Here is a 19364-nt window from a genome sequence, read left to right as displayed (position 1 = left end):
ATACCAATAAGACAATCAGGATATAAAAGGTCACAAAAAAACCCTGACTTATACTAAGTCAGGGTTTTAAATTAGTATTTTTTGCAAATTACTTGGCTGGAAGTACTTTGGCTTTTACTTCTCCGAATCCAACTCTGATATCCCCCTTCTCCGCAAATCCTTTCATTATCACCGTGTCACCATCTTCTATAAATTTCCTTTCTGTACCTGATTCGAGTTTTACGGATTCCTTTCCATTCCAGGAAAGCTCCAGCATCGAACCATACGAATCCGGCTCTTGACCTGAGATTGTCCCTGAAGCCATCATATCCCCCACATTGATATTACAACCATTCACCGTTTGGTGGGCCAGTTGTTGGGCCACATTCCAGTACATATTTTTAAAATTGGAAGCGCATACCTTGCTGCTTTTCTCTCCATCAGGCTGGATATACATTTCAAGCTGAATATCGAAGCTGTGTGGTTTATCACATTTTAAATAGTCCAAAACCTCAGGTTCCTGCACAGGTCCTGCTACTTTAAACTGCTCCAAAGCCTCCAGGGTCACCACCCACGGAGAAATAGAAGAAGCAAAGCTTTTCCCCAAAAACGGACCTAAAGGCACATATTCCCAGGCTTGGATATCCCGGGCAGACCAATCATTGAAAAGCACAAAACCGAAAATATAATCCTCAGCATCAGCGGTGGAAACCGAATCCCCAAGCTTAGTGGGTTTGCCTGTAATAAATGCCAATTCCGCTTCAAAATCCAGCTTTTTGGTGGGACCAAATACCGGAGAATCCGACTCAGGATCCTTTGTTTGCCCTTTTGGTCTGGTAATAGGTACTCCCGAAGGAATAATAGAAGATGCCCTTCCATGATACCCTACAGGAAGATGCTTCCAGTTCGGCAACAACGCATGCTCTGGATCACGAAACATTTTCCCTACGTTGGTAGCATGTTCAATACTGCTATAGAAGTCTGTGTAATCTCCGATTTTCACCGGCAAAAGCATGGTGGCTTCCTTGCGGTTTACCATCACCTTTCCCCTTGCAGAATGATCTCTCAGCTTCTCATTGTCTGCCAAAAGCAGATCCTGAACACGCTCCCTTATTTTTTTGGTAATCGCTTTACCTAATCCAATCAGGTCATTGAGGGATTCACTTAAAAAGACTCCCTCAGGCAAAAACATATCTGAAAAGAATCCTTCCTGATCCAGGACACTCAAATCCACAATCTTGTCTCCGATTGCAATTCCTATACGTGAACTAAGTCGTTTATTCTGAAAAACCCCAAATGGAAGATTGTAAATGGTGAAATCAGAATTTTTTGTCACTTCCACCCAAGTAATCAGGGTGTTGGTTGGGCTGTCGCTCATGGGTAAAAATCTTTGTGACCGTAAATTTAGACTTTATGTATGAAATGAAAAGTTTAAAAAACGAAGGATTGAGATTTCATATTTATATCTTCCATATAAGTCATTGGCTTCTTGATGTTTGATCCTGAGAATCTAAATTTCAATTAATTCTAAATCATAAAACCAACCAGCTATCATTTTCCTTACCGCCAAATCGATCTCTTTACTAACTTTGGTTGAAACCGAAATCCAAAGCAAATGAAAAATCTTTATAATCTCTTCCTGACGCTCTTATTGGTCATGGTCTTTTCTGTTTCTTTTTCTCAGGAAAAAAGCATTATCGATCGGCTGGATGAAGTAGCTATCGTAGATCAGAAAGTCATGATGCCCATGCGTGATGGCATCCGGCTGGCCACGGATATTTACAGGCCAAAAGGCGAAGGAAAATATCCCATCGTCTTTTCCAGAACGCCTTATAATTTCAATACCTGGGGAAATGGTGAATTAAATACCCGTACCATGCAGACAGCCTTGGATTGGGTCAAAAAGGGCTATGCTTACGTAGTCCAGAATGAGCGTGGCAGATATTTCTCTGAAGGGGACTGGGATATACTGGGTGTCCCGTTGACAGATGGTTACGATGCTTTTGAGTGGATGTCCAAGCAAGTCTGGAGCAATGGAAAAGTTGGCTTATTGGGCTGCTCTTCTACTGCAGAATGGCAAATGGCTGTTGCTTCCCTAGATCATCCTTCGTTGGCAGCGATGGTACCCCAAGGATTTGGCGCAGGTGTAGGTAAAGTAGGTGAATTTAATGAGCAGGGAAACTGGTATCGCGGCGGCGCCGGGCAAATGCTTTTCACAGCCTGGCTTTCCGGTGTGCAGCAGGACCCCATGGCTCCCCGCCTTCCAAAAGGCATTTCCCAGAATGACTTGCTAAGATTACAGCGTTTTTACGATATGTCTCCAGAATATCCCAAAGTAGATTGGAAAGAAGGGCTTAGCCATCTTCCAGTGCAGGATATTATCAAAGCTGCCCATGGGCCAAAAGGGATCTACGAAGAAATGATTACCAGAAAGCCAAATGACCCAAAGTGGTTTGAAGGTGGATTGTATCACGAAAACATGCCTTTTGATACCCCAAGCTTCTGGTTTGTGTCCTGGTTTGATGTGTCTACCGGACCGAACATTGCGCTTTTCAATCATGCCCGTGAAAATGCGGTTTCCCAGATGGCGAGAGACAATCAGTACCTGGTGATCGCTCCCGTACTGCACTGCTCCTATACCCGCGCCACTGAGAACACGATGGTCGGAGATCTAAGTGTCGGCGATGCACGCCTGAATTACGATGAAATGATCACGGCATGGTTTGACAAGTGGCTAAAAAGTGAAGACAATGAAACCGTGGAAGAACTTCCAAGAATCCAGTACTATACCATGGGTTCCAATAAATGGCAGACATCGGAGGTTTGGCCTCCTGCAGAAGCAGTGATGACTGAGCTGTACCTGGACTCTGAAGGAAAAGCAAATACCCTAAACGGAGATGGCATACTGTCTTACAAAAAGCCCAGAAAAGATACTCCAGATACCTTCCAATATGATCCCACGAATCCGGTGCCTTCCTACGGTGGAAATGTCTGCTGCACAGGAAATGCCATCGATGGGAATGGAGGCTCCTATGACCAAAGCAAAATGGAGGAACGGGAAGACATTCTGGTTTATACTTCCGATGCATTGGAGGAAGGGATAGAAGTTTCCGGCTTTATAGAATCCTACCTTTACCTATCCTCTGATGCCAAAGACACCGATGTGACGATCAAACTGATCGATGTGCATCCCGACGGGAAAGCTTACAATCTGGACGAAACGATCCAACGGGTCCGCTACAGAGAAGGCTACGATAAGGAAGTATGGATGGAAGAGGGAAAAGTGTATGAAGTAAAAATGACCCCGATGAGCACATCCAACTACTTTGATAAAGGCCATAAAATCCGCATCGAAGTCAGCAGTTCCAATTTCCCGAGATTCGATCGAAACATGAACACCGGAGGAAATAACTTCGATGAAACCGAAGGCGTCATCGCCACCAACTCCATACACCATGGAGGTAAAAATCTGAGTAGAATTGTGCTGCCGATTGTGAAGAAGTAGCGGTTAGTATGATAGCGTGTGAAAAGGAAGTGGAAAGACTTCCTTTTTCATTTTAGACTACATATTAGCAGTGCTTAAACCAAAGATTCGCTATTTTCAGCACTAAACACAGGAAGAAAAAGAAAGATTGGCTTTTCATCAGGTCCCTGGTCATCTGATATTCAGCATTGCAGCCTATCTTCTCCCTTGCTATGAAGGGTAGCCAACCCATTCGTTTTTTTAAACTAATTGACAACGATTATTCTATTGACGCCGCATGAAATTGAGTATAACGCAAATGACACACTGGGATGATTATAATGATGCGAGATTCCATATGATCTTAAAAAGACAAATTATAATCATATGAAAGCCATTGTACTTGAGAATTACGGATTGCCTGAAGAAGTGATGTCATTGAAAGAAGTGGCAATTCCTATTCCTAAGGAAAATGAGGTTCTGATCAAAATTCACACTACAGCTGTCAATGATTATGACTGGAGTATAGTCCGTGGAAAGCCCTATCTGTATAGACTGATGTTTGGGGTATCCAAACCTAAACATCCGATCCTGGGCATGGAACTAGCTGGTGTTGTGGATGGAATCGGATTAATGGTGAGCAAGCTGAAAGTCGGGGATGCCGTATATGGCGATATATCACAGTTCGGGTTCGGGACATTTGCTGAGTATATCTGTATCCATGAGGACGCTGTACTTATCAAGCCGGAGGAGTTGGGTTTTGAAACAGCAACTGCTATCCCCCATGCCTCCACCCTGGCACTTCAGGCACTCCGGAATATCGGAAAAATAAGGCAGGGGCATAAAGTACTCATTAACGGTGGCGGCGGAGGTGTAGGAACCATAGGACTTCAACTGGCCAGGCTCAGCAATTGTAAGGTAACCGGCGTTGACTCAGAAGAGAAATTGACAATGATGAAATTACTTGGCTATGATCAGGTTATCGATTACAAAAAGGTTGACTTCACAAAGACAGGAGAACAGTATGATCTAATTGTAGATTGCAAAACAAACAAGTCCCCATTTTCATACCTGCGAAGCTTGAAGCCAACTGGAATCTATGTCACCATTGGCGGCAGTCCTATCAACTTAATCTCAGTACTTTTTTGGAGTAAGATTTTTTCACTGTTCTCAACGAAAAGTCTTCAAATCCTTAGTCTAAAACCAAATGAAGGACTGGATGAAATCGCCCAGCTGGTAGTGCAAAATAAAATCAGTCCAGAAATAGACGGTCCTTATCCCCTCGATGATACTGCAAGGTTGATCCAATACTTTGGTGAGGGAAAGCATAAAGGGAAGGTTGTAATTAAGGTGAACGGTATTGATCAGTAAGAATAATGACAGAACTCGAACAAAATATAAAAACCTACTTTGGGGTCATGGATGAGAATAGCTTGCTGGCAGTAAGTTCGCGTTTTCACCAGGAAACACTGAAAAAGGGCGACTCTTTCTTGAAAACAGGCGTGCCTTGCAACAAGCTTAGTTTTATTAAATCAGGACTGTTTAGAATCTATAAGCAAACCGAAGACAAGGAAGTCACTCAATGGATTTCTACTCCAGGCTATTTTGTAACGGATCTTTCCAGTTTGCTTTTTGCCACCCCAGCTCGCTGGAATATTGAAGCTTTAACGGATGCCAAGCTTTTTACAATCAGTGGAGAAGCGTATAAAGCCATCGGAAATCTTGTTCCCAATTGGCATGAGCTTGAAAAGTTGTTTATCGCCAAATGCTTTACCTTTTTAGAAGACAGAGTATTTACCCACTTGTCCATGACTGCCGAAGAACGCTATACGCATTTCTTTAAGTACAATAAGGAGCTTTTCAACCAAGTTCCACTTCAATACATCGCATCCATGTTGGGAATGACCCCGGAAACATTCAGTAGAATCAGAAATAAACAACTCAGTTAAACTTCTTGATATTTATCAAGAGCGGTTTTCCTTCTCCTTTGCACTTTTGCCTCAACATTGATTTATAAGAAAATGAGGAACTTATTAAAACTGGAAGAAGCCGGAATATTTCTGCTAACCATATATTTATTCAACGCATTGGATTTTTCCTGGTGGTGGTTTCCTACACTCTTATTGGTACCTGACATCGGAATGACCGGGTATTTGATCAATCCTAGGATTGGGGCGTTACTATATAATCTGTTCCATCATCGTTTGGTAGCTGCAGGCGTAGCCTTTTACGGACTTGCCATTGAAAATGAGAATTGGGTACTCGCTGGGATCATGCTGTTTGCACACATTTCTCTTGACAGAATAATGGGCTATGGGTTAAAATTCAACGATAGTTTTCGCCATACGCATCTGGGAGAAATCGGGAAAACGGAGAATAAGTGAAACCCAAACACAATTAAAACAAGATTCAACAACTCTATTTCATTGAATTCCATGAAATCAAGCATGACTCAAGAGTCACACTCTGGGATGATTAGAATACATGCGAGATTCCATCTGACCATTTTAAAACAATTATAAACAGATGAATAGTAAAATATTTAGTCCAATTTAGAAATCAGGTTACTGATTTGGACAAGATATATATCCAGAATTTAATTTTTACCTGTTTAACAGTCCAGCTTCTGGAGAAGCATGACAATTCTAAAGCCATATTCTCCTGCATCAACCTCCGCAGCCTCCTTTGTGGCAAAAAAAAGAATCAATCCACAATTGATCACCAAATCATACCTCCGAAATAGGCTTTTTCGCTATTTTTGCCCCTCAATTAATTTCCGATTATGTCTATTGCCAGCAAATACGATCCAGCAGCCACCGAAGCCAAATGGTACGCCTACTGGATGGAACACAAGCTTTTTTCCTCGAAAGTAGATCCGAATAAAGAGCCTTACACCATCGTAATCCCACCACCAAACGTCACCGGCGTCTTGCACATGGGACATATGCTGAACAATACCATTCAGGATGTATTAATCCGCCGCGCCAGAATGCAGGGCAAAAATGCCTGTTGGGTACCAGGAACGGATCATGCCTCTATCGCCACAGAGACTAAAGTGGTGAACCTGCTGAAAGAACAGGGAATAGACAAAAAGTCCCTGACCCGTGAGAAATTTCTGGAACATGCCTGGGAATGGAAAGAAAAATACGGAGGAATTATCCTGGAGCAACTGAAAAAACTTGGTGCTTCCTGCGATTGGGACCGCACAGCTTTTACTATGGATAAAAGTCTGAGTGATGCGGTAATTTCTGTCTTTGTGGACTTGCATAAAAAAGGGAAAATCTATCGTGGCATCCGTATGGTCAACTGGGACCCCAAGGGAAAAACCGCCTTGTCTGATGACGAGGTGATCACCAAGGAAATCGCGTCGAAACTATATTACATCAACTATAAGATCGAAGGATCGGAGAATGAAATTCTTACCATCGCCACTACCCGTCCCGAGACCATCATGGCCGACGTGGCGATCTGTGTGAATCCCAAGGACTCCCGATTTACTCATTTGAGGGGCAAAAAGGCTATTATTCCATTGATAAACCGTGCCATCCCGATCATTGAGGATGAGTATGTGGATATGGAGTTTGGTACAGGCTGCCTGAAAGTGACTCCTGCGCACGATATCAATGACTATGAATTGGGACTGAAGCATAAACTGGAAGTAATCGACATCTTAAATGATGACGGAACACTGAATGAGAAAGCACAGATTCTTATAGGAGAAGATCGTTTTGTCGCCAGAAAGATGATCGGGAAAAAATTGAAGGAAATAGATCAGTTAGAGAAAATAGAAGATTACAAATCCAACGTGGGTCATTCGGAAAGAACGGATGCGGTGATCGAGCCAAAGCTTTCTTTGCAATGGTTCCTGAAAATGGATGAAATCACCAAACCGGCATTGAGCTCGGTGATGGATGATGTGATCCAGTTGTATCCACCCAAATTCAAGAACATGTACCGTGCCTGGATGGAAAATGTGCGAGACTGGTGTATCTCCCGACAGCTTTGGTGGGGACATAGAATTCCGGCTTACCATCTTCCAAATGGGGAATTTGTCGTTGCGAAATCTGCTGAGGAAGCCTTGATAATCGCCAATGAGAAATTTGACGGTAAATTCACCTTGGCGGATTTACAGCAGGATGAAGATGTCTTGGATACCTGGTTTAGCTCCTGGCTCTGGCCAATTTCGGTTTTTGATCCAGAAGTTTTCACCTCGGGCAAGCCAAATGAGGAACTGAAATACTACTACCCTACCAACGACCTGGTGACTGCACCGGAGATCCTATTCTTCTGGGTGGCACGTATGATCATTGCCGGATATGAATACATGGGCGAGAAGCCTTTTAGAAACGTCTATCTGACGGGGATTGTCCGCGATAAATTGGGTAGAAAAATGTCCAAATCCCTGGGCAACTCTCCTGATCCACTGGATCTGATCGCCCAAAACGGAGCTGACGGCGTACGTACCGGGATGCTTTTCTCTTCTCCTGCGGGAAATGATTTGCCTTATGATGACAAGTTGGTGGAGCAGGGAAGAAACTTTGCAAATAAAATCTGGAATGCGTTCCGTCTGGTAAAAGGCTGGGAAATTGATTCAAGTTTAGATGGAAGTGCCAATGCTTCAAGTATAACCTGGTTTGAAAACCGATTCAATCAAGCACTGAAAGAAATCAATGGGCATTACGAAAAATTCAGGATTTCAGATGCGTTAATGGCCACATACAAACTGGTATGGGGAGATTTCTGCTCCTGGTATCTAGAGATGATCAAGCCAGAGTATCAGCACCCTATCGATCAGAGAACTTACGATAAGACCATTGCGCTTTTTGAAGATATCCTAAAAATTCTTCATCCGTTTATGCCGTTTATTTCCGAAGAACTTTGGCACCAGATCAAGGAAAGATCGGTTGAAGAATCCTTGATTTTGGCCGCTTGGCCAGAGGAAAAAGGATTTGACTTACAGATTATCGAGGAAGCCAATCAGGTGTTTGAAGTAGTTTCACAGGTAAGAAACCTCCGTGCCTCTAAGGGCATGTCTCCGAAAGAGGCATTGGATCTCACAATCAACACCAAAAACGAAGCCCTCTACGGAAGATTCTCCGCTGTTCTCAACAAGTTGGCAAACCTCTCTTCTTTGAATTTTGCAGAGAAAGTGGAAAATGCGGTAAGCTTTGTGGTAAAGTCCGATGAGTGCTTTATCCCTATGGGCGGTTCGATCAATTTAGAAGAGGAAAAGGAGAACATTCAAAAAGAGATCGATTATACGAAAGGTTTCTTGAATTCTGTGATGAAAAAGCTCAGTAACGAGCGATTTGTCTCTGGAGCACCTGCGCAGGTAATCGAAATGGAGCGCAAGAAGCAAGCAGATGCCGAAGCTAAAATCAAGGCACTGGAAGAGAGTTTGGCGAAGCTAGACTAGCATCTTGTAAATCCCCAAAGGCGCAATGGCGTAAAGTTTGATTTTGCTTTCTCACAGTGACGCGGTCTTCGACATCCATGTTGGAAGAAAGGGGATTTTTTGGTTTAACTTGAAAAGATGGAACAAGACATACGATGGCATCAGCGACTGGAAAACTATTCTAAAGCCTTTGGTCAACTCGAAAAGGCTGTTTCTCTGTCGAAAAAGTGTGAGTTAAGTGATTTAGAAGAACAGGGACTTATCCAGGCTTTTGAATTCACTCATGAGTTGTCTTGGAATCTGCTGAAGGATTATTTGATTTTTCAAGGCAATTCGTCAATAACAGGCTCCCGGGATGCGACAAGGGGGCCTTTCGCCTAAGTTTGATTGCTGATGGAGACAACTGGATGGAAATGATCAAAAGTAGAAATCAGTCATTCCATACTTACAATGAAGAGGTTGCTGAGGAAATTTCAACCAAAATCACAGAAAATTACCATCAACTTTTCAAGGAACTGGAAGAAAAGATGTATGAGTACAAAACCAAAAACCAGTAATGATTTCGGACTATCGAGAGAGGTTATCGAAAAAACACACCAAGTCTTTCGAAATCATCCAACAGTTCAAAAAGCCGTGCTCTATAGATCCAGGGCTTTAGGGACATTCCGTCCCAACTCTGATATCGATCTGACTTTAGTGGGTGAAAAACCAACTTTCACAGAGCAGCTGAAGATAGACTAATGAGTTGGACGATCTGCTTTTACCCTATCAAATTGACCTTTCTCTTTTTCATCGTCTTGATCATAAGGGACTGATTGACCATATTGAAAGAGTTGGAAAAATATTCTTCTTGAAATAATCTAAATGTGATTATCCGAAATGATGCAACCGATGTTGCTTTTAATACCTGTGAGCCTTTGATACTATAATCAGCTTGTAACCACTTTTATTTCCCGTTAGATTCAGGCTGAAATCAAGCATTCACATGTTCATCATCTTCACGGTGTAAACCACTATAAACCTTCACACCATAAAAAACCTGACTGAAAAATTGACGTGCCCCCAAAAAGTTAGACACTTTTTGGGGGCACGTCACAAGTTCAACCGAGCTTTTCAAATCAAATGTATTCGGAAATTACGCTGCGTTTCTTGCTGCATTTATAATCCCGAACATACTTCTTAGAATCAGCTTTTCAAGTACCTCCGAGGATTTTCCAGTTTCGAGGATTTTCTGGATTGCATATTGCTGCACTGTGATCAGCGGCAATACGATCCGCTCACGGATCTCAATTGACTTTTTGATCACTTTATTGTCTCCCATCAGTTCATCCATTGAAGACACCTCTTTGAGCTTCTCAATAGACCTGAGGTACTCCTCGTGCATGATCTCCCAGAATTCACCGTAATTTTTGTCCTTTTTCAGATATGCGGTGGCAGGATAAAAACACTTGGTAAGCGATTGCATGGAATTCCCCAGAAGGGCCCTAAAGAACAAACTGCTGTTGTAGAGTTCTTTCAATTCTCCCAACTTCCCCTTCTTTTCCAATACTTCTACCGCAGCGCCCACACCGTAAAAGCCCGGGATATTCTGCTTCATCTGCGCCCATGAACCTACAAAAGGAATTGCACGAAGGTCTTCAAATTTCAGCCCTTCTCCCTTTCCTCTCTTCAAAGGTCTGGAACCGATATTTGTCTTTCCAAAATATTTCAACGGGGTCACATGTTCCAGATATGGGACAAACTTCGGGTGACTTTTGAATTTCTTATAGGATTCATACGCTTCTCCGGCCAGCTCATCGATCAATGCTCGCTGTGCTGTATTCAGATTCTTATCCGCACCACCATACAGATGATTTTCCAAACCTGCACTGAGCAGCTGCTCAAAATTATAGGTACAAGAAGCCTGTTTACCATAATTGGCAGAAATCGTCTGGCCTTGGATGGTAACCTGAATCTCAGAGTTTTCTACTTTCTCACCTAATGAAGCATAGAAATTATGCATATTCCCACCACCACGCGCAGGGGGCCCGCCTCTACCGTCGAAGAAGACGACCTCTATTCCGTTCTCCCGTGAGACTCTGGTCATCTCCTCTTTTGCCCTTAGTATAGACCAGTTAGCCTGAAGGTATCCACCATCCTTGGTTCCGTCAGAGAAACCAAGCATGATCGTCTGTTTATTTCCCCTGAATGCCAAATGTTCTTTGTACTCGGGAAGGTTATAGAGGCTTGTCATGATTTCAGGCGCTTCCGCCAAATCATCTATCGTCTCGAAAAGCGGCACTATGTCCAAAGGCAGATTTTCCTTGTCTGCGCCCAAGGTCAGCTTGGCCAATTTGAACACTTCCAGCAAATGCTTCCTGGACTGGCAGTTTGAAATGATGTAGCGGTTGAGAACCTCTTCCCCGCTTTCCTGCTGCACTGAGTCAATCACCCCAAATGATTGGAGTATCTCTTGGTTAAACGGGTCTTGAAATGCCTGCAATTCCGGTAGCCCTGTCAAGGACATGATCTCAGCGATCTGCTCTTCTTCAGTTCCCTGAAGCTCCTTGCCCTGCAGCTGGAAAATCTCTTCTATCAACGCATCGTGCTTCCTGCTGTCCTGCCGCATGTCCATGCAGGCGAAATGAAAACCGAATATTTTCACCTTCAGAATGAACTGATCCAATACATCCAGGAAAAGCCCCTCATGATAAGTGATCAGTCCTTCTCTGGCAGAAAGCAAATCGGCAAGCAATTGGTCTTTGGTCTTATAGACAGGATCATTTTCAAATAAAGTCGCGTAAAGACCCCGCTCGATAGTAATCAAAATCTCTTCCACATGCTTGAAAGTCAATCTTCTCCGAACCTTACGGACATCACGGTAATAGCATTTCAGAACCCACTTTTTTAAGCGGTCTGCTACTTGCTTAGTGATTGTATGGGTCACAAATGGATTGCCGTCCCGGTCTCCACCCGGCCAAAAGCCGACTTTCAGCAGGCCTGGGTTTTCCCAATCATGAAGCGGGATATTCAAAGATCCCAGCAAACGGATCATAATATCCGAGATACTCGGGTAAAAGATATTCTCCAGAAACCAGATCAGGCTCACCGCCTCATCATACGGAGTTGGCTTCTCTCTCTTGGTAAATCCTGTTTTTCCAAGCTGCTGAAGCAAGGAATTTATCTTGCCGATATCATCGGTTCGAATTGCATTTTCCAAATCAGTAATGATCGCCAATACATTTCCGGGATAAAACTGGGTAGGGTGAGCAGTCAGTGTCAGACGTACCGAAAAAGTCTTCAATTTTTCTATTAGCTCTTCCCGCTTGTTATCATTGTCTGTACGGTCAATCAAAGCTTTTACCGTTCCTTTCCCATTCAGATCATGGATTTTCTCGTAAGCGGCATCCTCTATTGAGTCAAACAAAACTACCTGCCGCTCCACGTATTGGATCATCTGAAAAAGCAGGTCAGATTGCTGAGTCTCGGTCGATTCAGGCATCAATTCATCGAAGAACCCTGCAATGATTTCTTTGGGAGTCAATCCTTTTTGGAAACCATTCTGACATGCCGTTCCTAAAATCGGAAGCAAAGTTCCTGTCCGGTAAATGTCATTGAAGGGAAGATCCAGAAATAAACTGTTGTAAATGGTGAAACGTTTGGCTACTTGGGTATCATAGGTTTTATACATTATTCATCTTCCGTTTTAATGGATAAGCAAATTAGCGAAAATTCTAAAAACAGAAACAACTATTGAGTTTTCTTCAACAAATAATCTTATTTCCTTCCTTTTTCTTAATTAAATGACTATTTTCTCGATAAAAAGACAAAATAGTCATTGCAGATATTTCTATACCTTTCCCGTATGAGATCAAGCATGACCAATAATGTCACACGCTGAGATGATTATAATGCATGCGAGATTCCATCTGACCGTTGAATGACAACTTATAATCCTATGAAACACCCACTTTTACTGGCCGGTCTCCTCGCTTTTTCTTCCGGCTGTAACACGGAAAAAACAACTGAAATGACTGTACCCTCTGTAACTTATTCTTTTTTGGTAGGCACTTATACCGATGAAGCAAATCAGGGAATCAACCAACTTGATTTTACCCCTTCGGAAAATAAACTGGAAGTACAGACAATTTTCCCAGGTATTCAAAATCCATCCTTTGTATTGGCCACTGCTGCAGGTGACAAGGTATTCTCTTTAGAAGAAATAGACCATGTTCAGGGCGGAAATATAGTCAGCCTGAGCCGCTCTTCACAGAATGACTCACTGACTAAGTTAAGCCAAGTACCGAGTTTCGGTGATCACCCCTGCTACCTCGCACTCTCTCCCGATGAAGCTTTTCTTACTGTTGCAAATTACAGCGGAGGCAGCTTAAGCGCCTATCAAATAGGCGGGAATGGAGAATTGGCCCATATTCAGACGATTCAGCACGAAGGGAGCAGTGTGAATAAGTCGAGACAAAACGCTCCCCATGTACACAGCACGGTATTTAGCCCAGATGGGAAATTCTTACTTGCAGCTGACCTGGGAACGGATCAGATCTATGTATATGGTTTTGACGCAACTGCCAAAGAACCCCTCAGCTTGAACAATACGTTTAAAGCCCAGCCCGGAGACGGGCCCAGACATCTGGTCTTTTCATCTGATGGATCTGAAATTTTTGCGGTGGAAGAATTGACAGCTGTATTGGAAATATTTGATTTTAAGGAAGGAAAACTCACTCCTAAGCAACGGATATCCCTGATTGCCGATGACTATGAAGGTGAAGTCGGAGCTGCTGAAGTTCGGATTTCACCTGACGGCAAGAACATTTATGCCTCCAATCGCGGAGATGCCAACAGTCTTTCGGTTTTCTCCAAAAAAGATGACGGAAGTTATTCGCTGATCCAGCAGACATCATGCGGCGGCATCATGCCACGTAATTTCAATCTTACTGCGGACGGCAAATACCTGCTCTCTGCCAATCAGGCAAGCAATGATATTGTGGTTTTTGAGCGGGATGTAGAAACAGGGAAACTGACACAAACTTCCTGGAAAGTGAAAGTAAACAAACCTGTTTACCTCTTCAGATTAAACAGTTAGGAAGGTTCCTCCCACGCGATGGACGGATTATAATGAATCCTGCCCTGCTCTATTTCCAAGGGTGATTTTAGGTTGTTCCGGTACAGTTTCCCAGTACCCAGTCCCTGCGGAATCTCTGCCCCCAGCTGATCTGCAAGCTGAGCAATTGCATTCAACCCGATATTGCTCTCCAAAGCCGAGGTCATCCACCAGCCGATATTTCGAGCATCAGCAAGCGCTATCCATTCGTTGGTTTCCATTATCCCCCCAAGCAGAGTCGGCTTTAGAATGATATGTTGAGGCCGGATTTCATCTAAAAGTCCCGCCTTATTTTCAACTCCGATCAAGTCCTCGTCAAGCGCTATCGGCAGTGGTGTAGCTGCGCAAAGCTTTTTCATTGCCTCCCAATTCCCCGGCGCAATGGGTTGCTCTATGCTATGGAGATCGTATTGGGCCAGCTGTTCCAGTTTTGTGATTGCATCATTAGCTAAAAAAGCACCGTTTGCATCCACACGAAGAGTAACCTGGTCTTTGGAAAAGCGAGATCTGATGTAGTTAAGGAGATCCAGCTCCTGTCCAAAATCAATTGCGCCGATCTTCATTTTGATACAGCCAAAACCTTGCTCAAGCTTTTCATTGATTTGCGCCATCATAAAATCCCTTTCTCCCATCCAGATCAGGCCATTGATAGAAATGGACTTTTCACCATCATAGAAACCATTTCCAAGAATCTTCTTCCCCCCCCCATTCAAAAGATCAAGAATAGCTGTCTCCAACCCAAACCTGATGCTTGGCAATTCAAAAGGAATTGAATCCTGCAGTTGCTCCAAAACCTTATTTTTACGCCAATTTATATCAGCAATTTCTAACAAAGTTCTTTGAAGAACTTCCTCAAAATCAGCTCTGTCATCCAGGCTCAATTTCGCCAGTGGAGCGGCTTCTCCCCACCCGACTGTTTCGGGATGGCCTTCCTGAAAAGCTTTGATCCAGTAAACCTCTTTGGTCTTCAAAACTCCCCTGGATGTACCAGCATCAAACTTAAAAACCAGCGTTCGTTTGAGGTAATCAAAGGTAATTTTGAAAGAATCAGACATAGATTAAGAAGGGTTTTGATAAGGTACTTGAAATGACTTGGGCTATATTTGCAGGCAGAAATTACCATTAGTATGCAGATCCCAGCAATTGATTTAAGCGAATACGAATATACATTACCTGAGGAAAAAATCGCGAAATACCCCTTGTCAAAGCGCGATGCTTCAAAGCTTTTGCATTACAGGGACAGACAGATTTCACATCTGAATTTTAGCGACATTCCGAATTTGCTACCTGCAGACACCCTGCTTGTATATAATGACACGAAAGTAATTCCTGCCCGATTGATTTTTCAACGGGAAACCGGGGCTAGAATTGAGATTTTTCTCCTTCAACCTATCTCACCCACTACTGTAATCCCGGAGATTATGCTTGCGAAGCATCCTGTAATTTGGGAGACCATGATAGGAAATGCCAAAAAGTGGAAAGATGGTGAGATCCTGAAAGGACTTATTTCTTTCAAGGATAGTACAATTACTCTTCAGGCGAGATTGATCGACAGAGAAACACGTAAAGTAGAGTTCCGTTGGGATAATTCCGAGGTGGCTTTTGTGGATGTGGTAGAAGCCAGCGGCGAGGTCCCGCTACCCCCCTACTTAAACCGCAAGCCGATAGAAGAGGATAAATCAAGGTATCAGACAGTTTACTCAGAAAAAGAAGGGGCTGTAGCAGCACCAACAGCAGGTCTGCATTTCACTGCGGAGATCTTTGGGCAGTTACAGGCTAAAGGCATCAAGGAAGCCCAGGTGACACTGCATGTGAGTGCAGGTACTTTTCAACCGATAAAAGCAAGCCAGGTGACCGAGCATCCCATGCACAGTGAACAAATCCATGTCAACATAAAGGCCATTGAACAGATCTGCTCGCACCTAGGCCAGGTGGTAACCGTAGGAACTACTTCTGTACGCACACTGGAAAGTCTGTACTGGTACGGCGTTAGGTTGCTTGAAGGTAAAGGGGAGGATTTGAGAATTGAAAAACTGTTCCCATACGAAAAGCGGGAAAGTTTACCCACGGCTAAAGAATCCTATGAAGCTATTCTTCAGTTCATGAACAAAAAAAGCCTTGAAACAATTATGGGCACCACGGAAATATTTATTTTTCCCGGATATGAATTCAAGGTAGTGAAGGGACTGATTACAAATTTCCACCAACCAGGCTCTACACTTATCTTGTTGATAGCCACAATTCTTGGTGACGACTGGAAGCGTGTATATGCCGAAGCCTTGGCAAATAACTATAGATTTCTGAGCTATGGCGATAGCAGCTTGCTCTGGATACAGTAAAAGCTAAGTCAAAATCTGCCTAATCAGCGTTAAAATTGAATTCAATTTTTCACTAGGCTGTTTGAAGGCTAAATCCCAAAAATTCAGAATAGTCAATCTCTTTTACCATTAGGATCATGGCATTTGCAAATTCCTGCTTGCATGCGCGAACCGTATAGGAATATAAAGGATCATTCGTGTAGGTAATTTCTAAAGAACCAAAAAAGCGGTAAAGTTCCTCCTGAGAATTTGAGCTGATAGAGACGCATCCAGGGTTAGATTCACTTTTCTCGATTAGGAAATTTGCGTTGGAAGTTTGGATAATCATATAGTTGGCTTTTAATGATAAGCAAAATTAGCCGCGACAAACTGGAAAAAAAATACCCTATACAGGGTATTTTTTTGATTTTCGGGAACAAACTGTCAAATTATTTTATTTGATATTCAGCATATTAGAGGAAAACTTTTCTCCACAGAAATCCTATCTGTCAATGATTTGCTTAAATCTGATCAATTGACTTATATTTGCAACGCTTTACAAGATGGATATGGTTGAGAAACCATCCAAACCCCCCTTAGATCATTGATAAAAGGGATTCTGTAAACTACAAGCCAGAACAACTATAGAGAGTTGGGTGAGTGGCTTAAACCAGCAGTTTGCTAAACTGTCGTACGTGTCAAAGCGTACCGGGGGTTCGAATCCCCCACTCTCTACACCTCAAAACCCTAACTACCTGAAATACTGATAGTTAGGGTTTTGTTTTTTTTTTAAATCAGTAGCGAATTGGTTTGGTTTCCTTGGAAATAATAATTTCTGTAAAAAATTTAGTAAAAAACGGCCAAACTTGGCTACTTGCTTGGAATTCCAAAAGTTCAACAAGAACTGAAAGCCTTGGCTTTTAATCAATCCGATGATTGACTTCAATGAGACTAACAGTCTAACAAATCCATAATAGTTGCATGTACACTCATCAATAATCTACTGAAAACAGGCGGATAACAGCCCTGAGATTATCAACTTGCTTTTTTTATTGGTTAAATTGATATCACTATGGATGGCAGATTTTTTCGGTAAGCTCAAAAATGTAAGATCTTGTGTACTATAAAATCACCCTGAAGTATGCAAATTCATGGTATGATAAGCATCTTTGGCGCAATCAGCTATCCCCCTAATTCCCCAACAGCCATTTTTTAAAGATTCGAGTTTTTTCGCGGCTTACATCCAGTACCATTCGATTCGGAACGTGTAACTGTACCTCAATACCTTTGTGGGTGGACTTGATCTGGTATACGTTGTCAATCCGGATGATGTACTGGCGATTTGCCCGAAAAAATAAAGCAGGGCTCAGTTTTGATTCCAGCTCATCTATGGAATTAAAATCCGTCAGGTATCTCTTCCCCTCTTTTTTCCATGCAAAAATCAGCTCTTCTTTTTGAAAGCAACCAACTTCATCTTGTATTACAGGCATAAATCCCTGATTATGCTGTACGAGAAAGCGCTCTAAATACAGTGGTCCATGAATACTCTGTCTCAGGCTCGCATTTAAGTTGGGCAGCCGATAGGACTCCCATCGTTTTTTTAGTTTTTCCAGGGATTTCCTCAAGTCATCCTTTCCAATAGGTTTTAGAAGAAAATCCACACTGTTCACTTCAAAGGCCTTCAGCGCATATTTATCATACGCAGTTGTAAATATGACGGGGCAAGCAGGTTCATATTGCTCAAAAATATCAAAGCTAATCCCGTCAGAAAGCTGGATATCTGAAAAGATAAGATCGGGTACTTCATTTTTGCCGAACCAGTGCAGCGCCTTTTTTACACTGGTCAGGATGGGATAAATCTGGGCTTCGGGAATTAGCTCTCTGATGTTTTTAATCAGTCCGTTGGCCACCAACAATTCATCTTCTATAATAAGTATTCTGGGTTTTGTATTAAAGAAAAACTCCATGGATCATGTATTTAACTGACTGTCTTATAATCGTATAGGTAGCTATTCTCCATTTTTAGCAGCGGGATTTCCACAACAAAAGTTTCCCCAGTGCTTCGGGTTTCCACTGGGATATCGGTAAGAAAGGCATATAGCGACTTGAGGTTATTCAAGCCTTTCTTGTTACTGCTTTCAACAGACTTCTTAGGAAGAAGTGAATTGACCACCATTAGTTTGTCCTGTTGTGAATAAATCCTGATCTGAAGGGGGTGATCTTCATCCATTTGATTATGCTTTACGGCATTTTCGAGAAGAACCTGGAGCGTGACTGGAACTATGCCCAAATCACCTAGCTGGCGATTTACTTCTACACGGATCTGGATAGTATTCTGAAAGCGTGTTTCCAACAGAAATATAAAATGACGTATAAAATCCAGTTCACTGGAGACAGAAACCAATGTACGTTCCTCATTCTGAAGCACATAACGATACACTTTACTAAGATTCTGAAGGAACTCCGAGGCCAATTCCTGATTATCATATATCAGGCTGTTCAGCGAACTCATGGAATTGAAAAGAAAGTGAGGGTTAAGTTGGTTTTTAAGGTTATCAAACTGTACCTGGGTTTTCTCTCTTTCAAGCCGTTCAGCCTGAAGCATTCCTTTTTTCCATTGGTCGAAGAAGAATTTTGCGAAAAATATACTGTTGATTAAAAAGGATAAAATGATGTAGGTGGCATAGGCAGTTATATTGAACATTCTGCCCATTGAACCTTCAAAAAACTGTGCTGCGTAGGATAATATAATAAAGCTGAACAGGCTCATAAAGAATACTCCGATCGTCAGCTGTACTCCTATCCTCTTGACGATTCCCTGTTCAAAGGGCATTACCTTGTTCAGATAGCTATTGACACCCCGGAAGACTTCCCAGGCAATCACTACGGAAATATATGAAATCAAAACTGCCTCAAGTGTCAGTCCACCTTTCAGCTCTAGAAAGTCCCAAATGTAGTATCTGATAATGCTGCCAATGGTGCAAAAGGTAAAAATAATCCCATACTCGAGCCAAAAATACTTCCGCTTAAACATGAGAGGAGCTAGGGCAAAATGATCGCATTTCTTTTTCCATCTTATCCAATTTGTGTACACTATCTTCAAATTTAAGAAAATATAGTTCTCTCTGGACCTGG

14 protein-coding genes, 1 tRNA gene and 1 pseudogene are annotated in these 19364 nt (G+C 42.5%); 10 read left to right on the top strand and 6 right to left on the bottom strand.

Translation table 11 applies throughout. The features are described from left to right. Positions 1–88: 88 nt before the first annotated feature. A complete protein-coding gene (fahA, locus tag AS141_RS00755) occupies positions 89–1357 on the bottom strand; it encodes a fumarylacetoacetase (protein ID WP_198293475.1) in 1269 nt (422 codons plus the stop codon). Between the two features lie 237 nt (positions 1358–1594). Between fahA and AS141_RS00750 the strand changes: the two genes are divergently transcribed. The 7 genes and pseudogenes from AS141_RS00750 to AS141_RS26745 all read left to right on the top strand — a co-directional run bounded on the left by AS141_RS00750 (position 1595) and on the right by AS141_RS26745 (position 9578). Next, positions 1595–3484: a CocE/NonD family hydrolase gene (locus tag AS141_RS00750; protein WP_057935706.1), complete on the top strand. Its 1890-nt coding sequence runs from the start codon at positions 1595–1597 to the stop codon at positions 3482–3484. Positions 3485–3829: 345 nt separating this feature from the next. After that, positions 3830–4813: an NAD(P)-dependent alcohol dehydrogenase gene (locus AS141_RS00745; RefSeq protein WP_057935705.1), complete on the top strand. Its 984-nt coding sequence runs from the start codon at positions 3830–3832 to the stop codon at positions 4811–4813. Between the two features lie 5 nt (positions 4814–4818). Then, the gene (locus AS141_RS00740; RefSeq protein ID WP_057935704.1) at positions 4819–5391 is read left to right on the top strand and encodes a Crp/Fnr family transcriptional regulator; all 573 of its coding nucleotides are present in this window, start codon (positions 4819–4821) and stop codon (positions 5389–5391) included. Positions 5392–5463: 72 nt separating this feature from the next. Further along, entirely contained in the window at positions 5464–5826 is a 363-nt protein-coding gene (locus tag AS141_RS00735) for a DUF4260 domain-containing protein (RefSeq protein ID WP_057935703.1), read from the top strand. Between the two features lie 398 nt (positions 5827–6224). Beyond that, a complete protein-coding gene (locus AS141_RS00730) occupies positions 6225–8858 on the top strand; it encodes a valine--tRNA ligase (protein ID WP_057935702.1) in 2634 nt (877 codons plus the stop codon). Positions 8859–8975: 117 nt separating this feature from the next. After that, a pseudogene (locus AS141_RS27320) lies at positions 8976–9394 on the top strand (nucleotidyltransferase substrate binding protein). After that, a complete protein-coding gene (locus AS141_RS26745) occupies positions 9369–9578 on the top strand; it encodes a nucleotidyltransferase domain-containing protein (protein WP_057935701.1) in 210 nt (69 codons plus the stop codon). The pseudogene AS141_RS27320 and the gene AS141_RS26745 overlap by 26 nt, the downstream one beginning before the upstream one ends. 394 nt (positions 9579–9972) lie before the next feature. On the opposite strand, the gene AS141_RS00715 is transcribed toward AS141_RS26745, so the two are convergent. Next, positions 9973–12507 (bottom strand): phosphoenolpyruvate carboxylase, encoded by a 2535-nt coding sequence (locus AS141_RS00715; protein ID WP_057935700.1) that lies wholly within the window; start codon positions 12505–12507, stop codon positions 9973–9975. A 267-nt stretch (positions 12508–12774) separates the two neighbouring features. On the opposite strand from AS141_RS00715, the gene AS141_RS00710 reads away from it, so the two are divergent. Then, positions 12775–13914 (top strand): lactonase family protein, encoded by a 1140-nt coding sequence (locus AS141_RS00710; RefSeq protein ID WP_157243345.1) that lies wholly within the window; start codon positions 12775–12777, stop codon positions 13912–13914. Here AS141_RS00710 and AS141_RS00705 read toward each other — a convergent pair. Next, complete coding sequence (locus tag AS141_RS00705; protein ID WP_057935698.1) at positions 13911–14987, bottom strand: o-succinylbenzoate synthase; 1077 nt, start codon at positions 14985–14987, stop codon at positions 13911–13913. The genes AS141_RS00710 and AS141_RS00705 overlap by 4 nt on opposite strands. Positions 14988–15059: 72 nt before the next feature. Between AS141_RS00705 and AS141_RS00700 the strand changes: the two genes are divergently transcribed. Beyond that, positions 15060–16271: an S-adenosylmethionine:tRNA ribosyltransferase-isomerase gene (locus AS141_RS00700; RefSeq protein ID WP_057935697.1), complete on the top strand. Its 1212-nt coding sequence runs from the start codon at positions 15060–15062 to the stop codon at positions 16269–16271. Between the two features lie 52 nt (positions 16272–16323). Here the strand turns inward: AS141_RS00700 and AS141_RS00695 are convergent, their stop codons facing one another. Next, on the bottom strand, positions 16324–16578 hold the full coding sequence (locus tag AS141_RS00695; protein WP_057935696.1) for a hypothetical protein: 255 nt from the start codon (positions 16576–16578) through the stop codon (positions 16324–16326). 297 nt (positions 16579–16875) lie between these two features. On the opposite strand from AS141_RS00695, the gene AS141_RS00690 reads away from it, so the two are divergent. Next, positions 16876–16964: transfer RNA gene (locus tag AS141_RS00690), tRNA-Ser, on the top strand. Positions 16965–17419: 455 nt separating this feature from the next. Here AS141_RS00690 and AS141_RS00680 read toward each other — a convergent pair. Together AS141_RS00680 and AS141_RS00675 are read right to left on the bottom strand one after the other, a co-directional pair. Further along, positions 17420–18196, bottom strand: coding sequence for a LytR/AlgR family response regulator transcription factor (locus tag AS141_RS00680; RefSeq protein ID WP_057935694.1), 777 nt, complete (start codon positions 18194–18196; stop codon positions 17420–17422). 11 nt (positions 18197–18207) lie between these two features. Further along, positions 18208–19263 (bottom strand): sensor histidine kinase, encoded by a 1056-nt coding sequence (locus tag AS141_RS00675; protein WP_057935693.1) that lies wholly within the window; start codon positions 19261–19263, stop codon positions 18208–18210. Positions 19264–19364 lie beyond the last annotated feature (101 nt).

The organism is Algoriphagus resistens, assembly GCF_001442615.1.
Lineage (GTDB): Bacteria > Bacteroidota > Bacteroidia > Cytophagales > Cyclobacteriaceae > Algoriphagus > Algoriphagus resistens.
The sequence above is the reverse complement of the archived record's forward strand: the minus strand, read 5'-3'. Positions and strand labels throughout refer to the sequence as shown.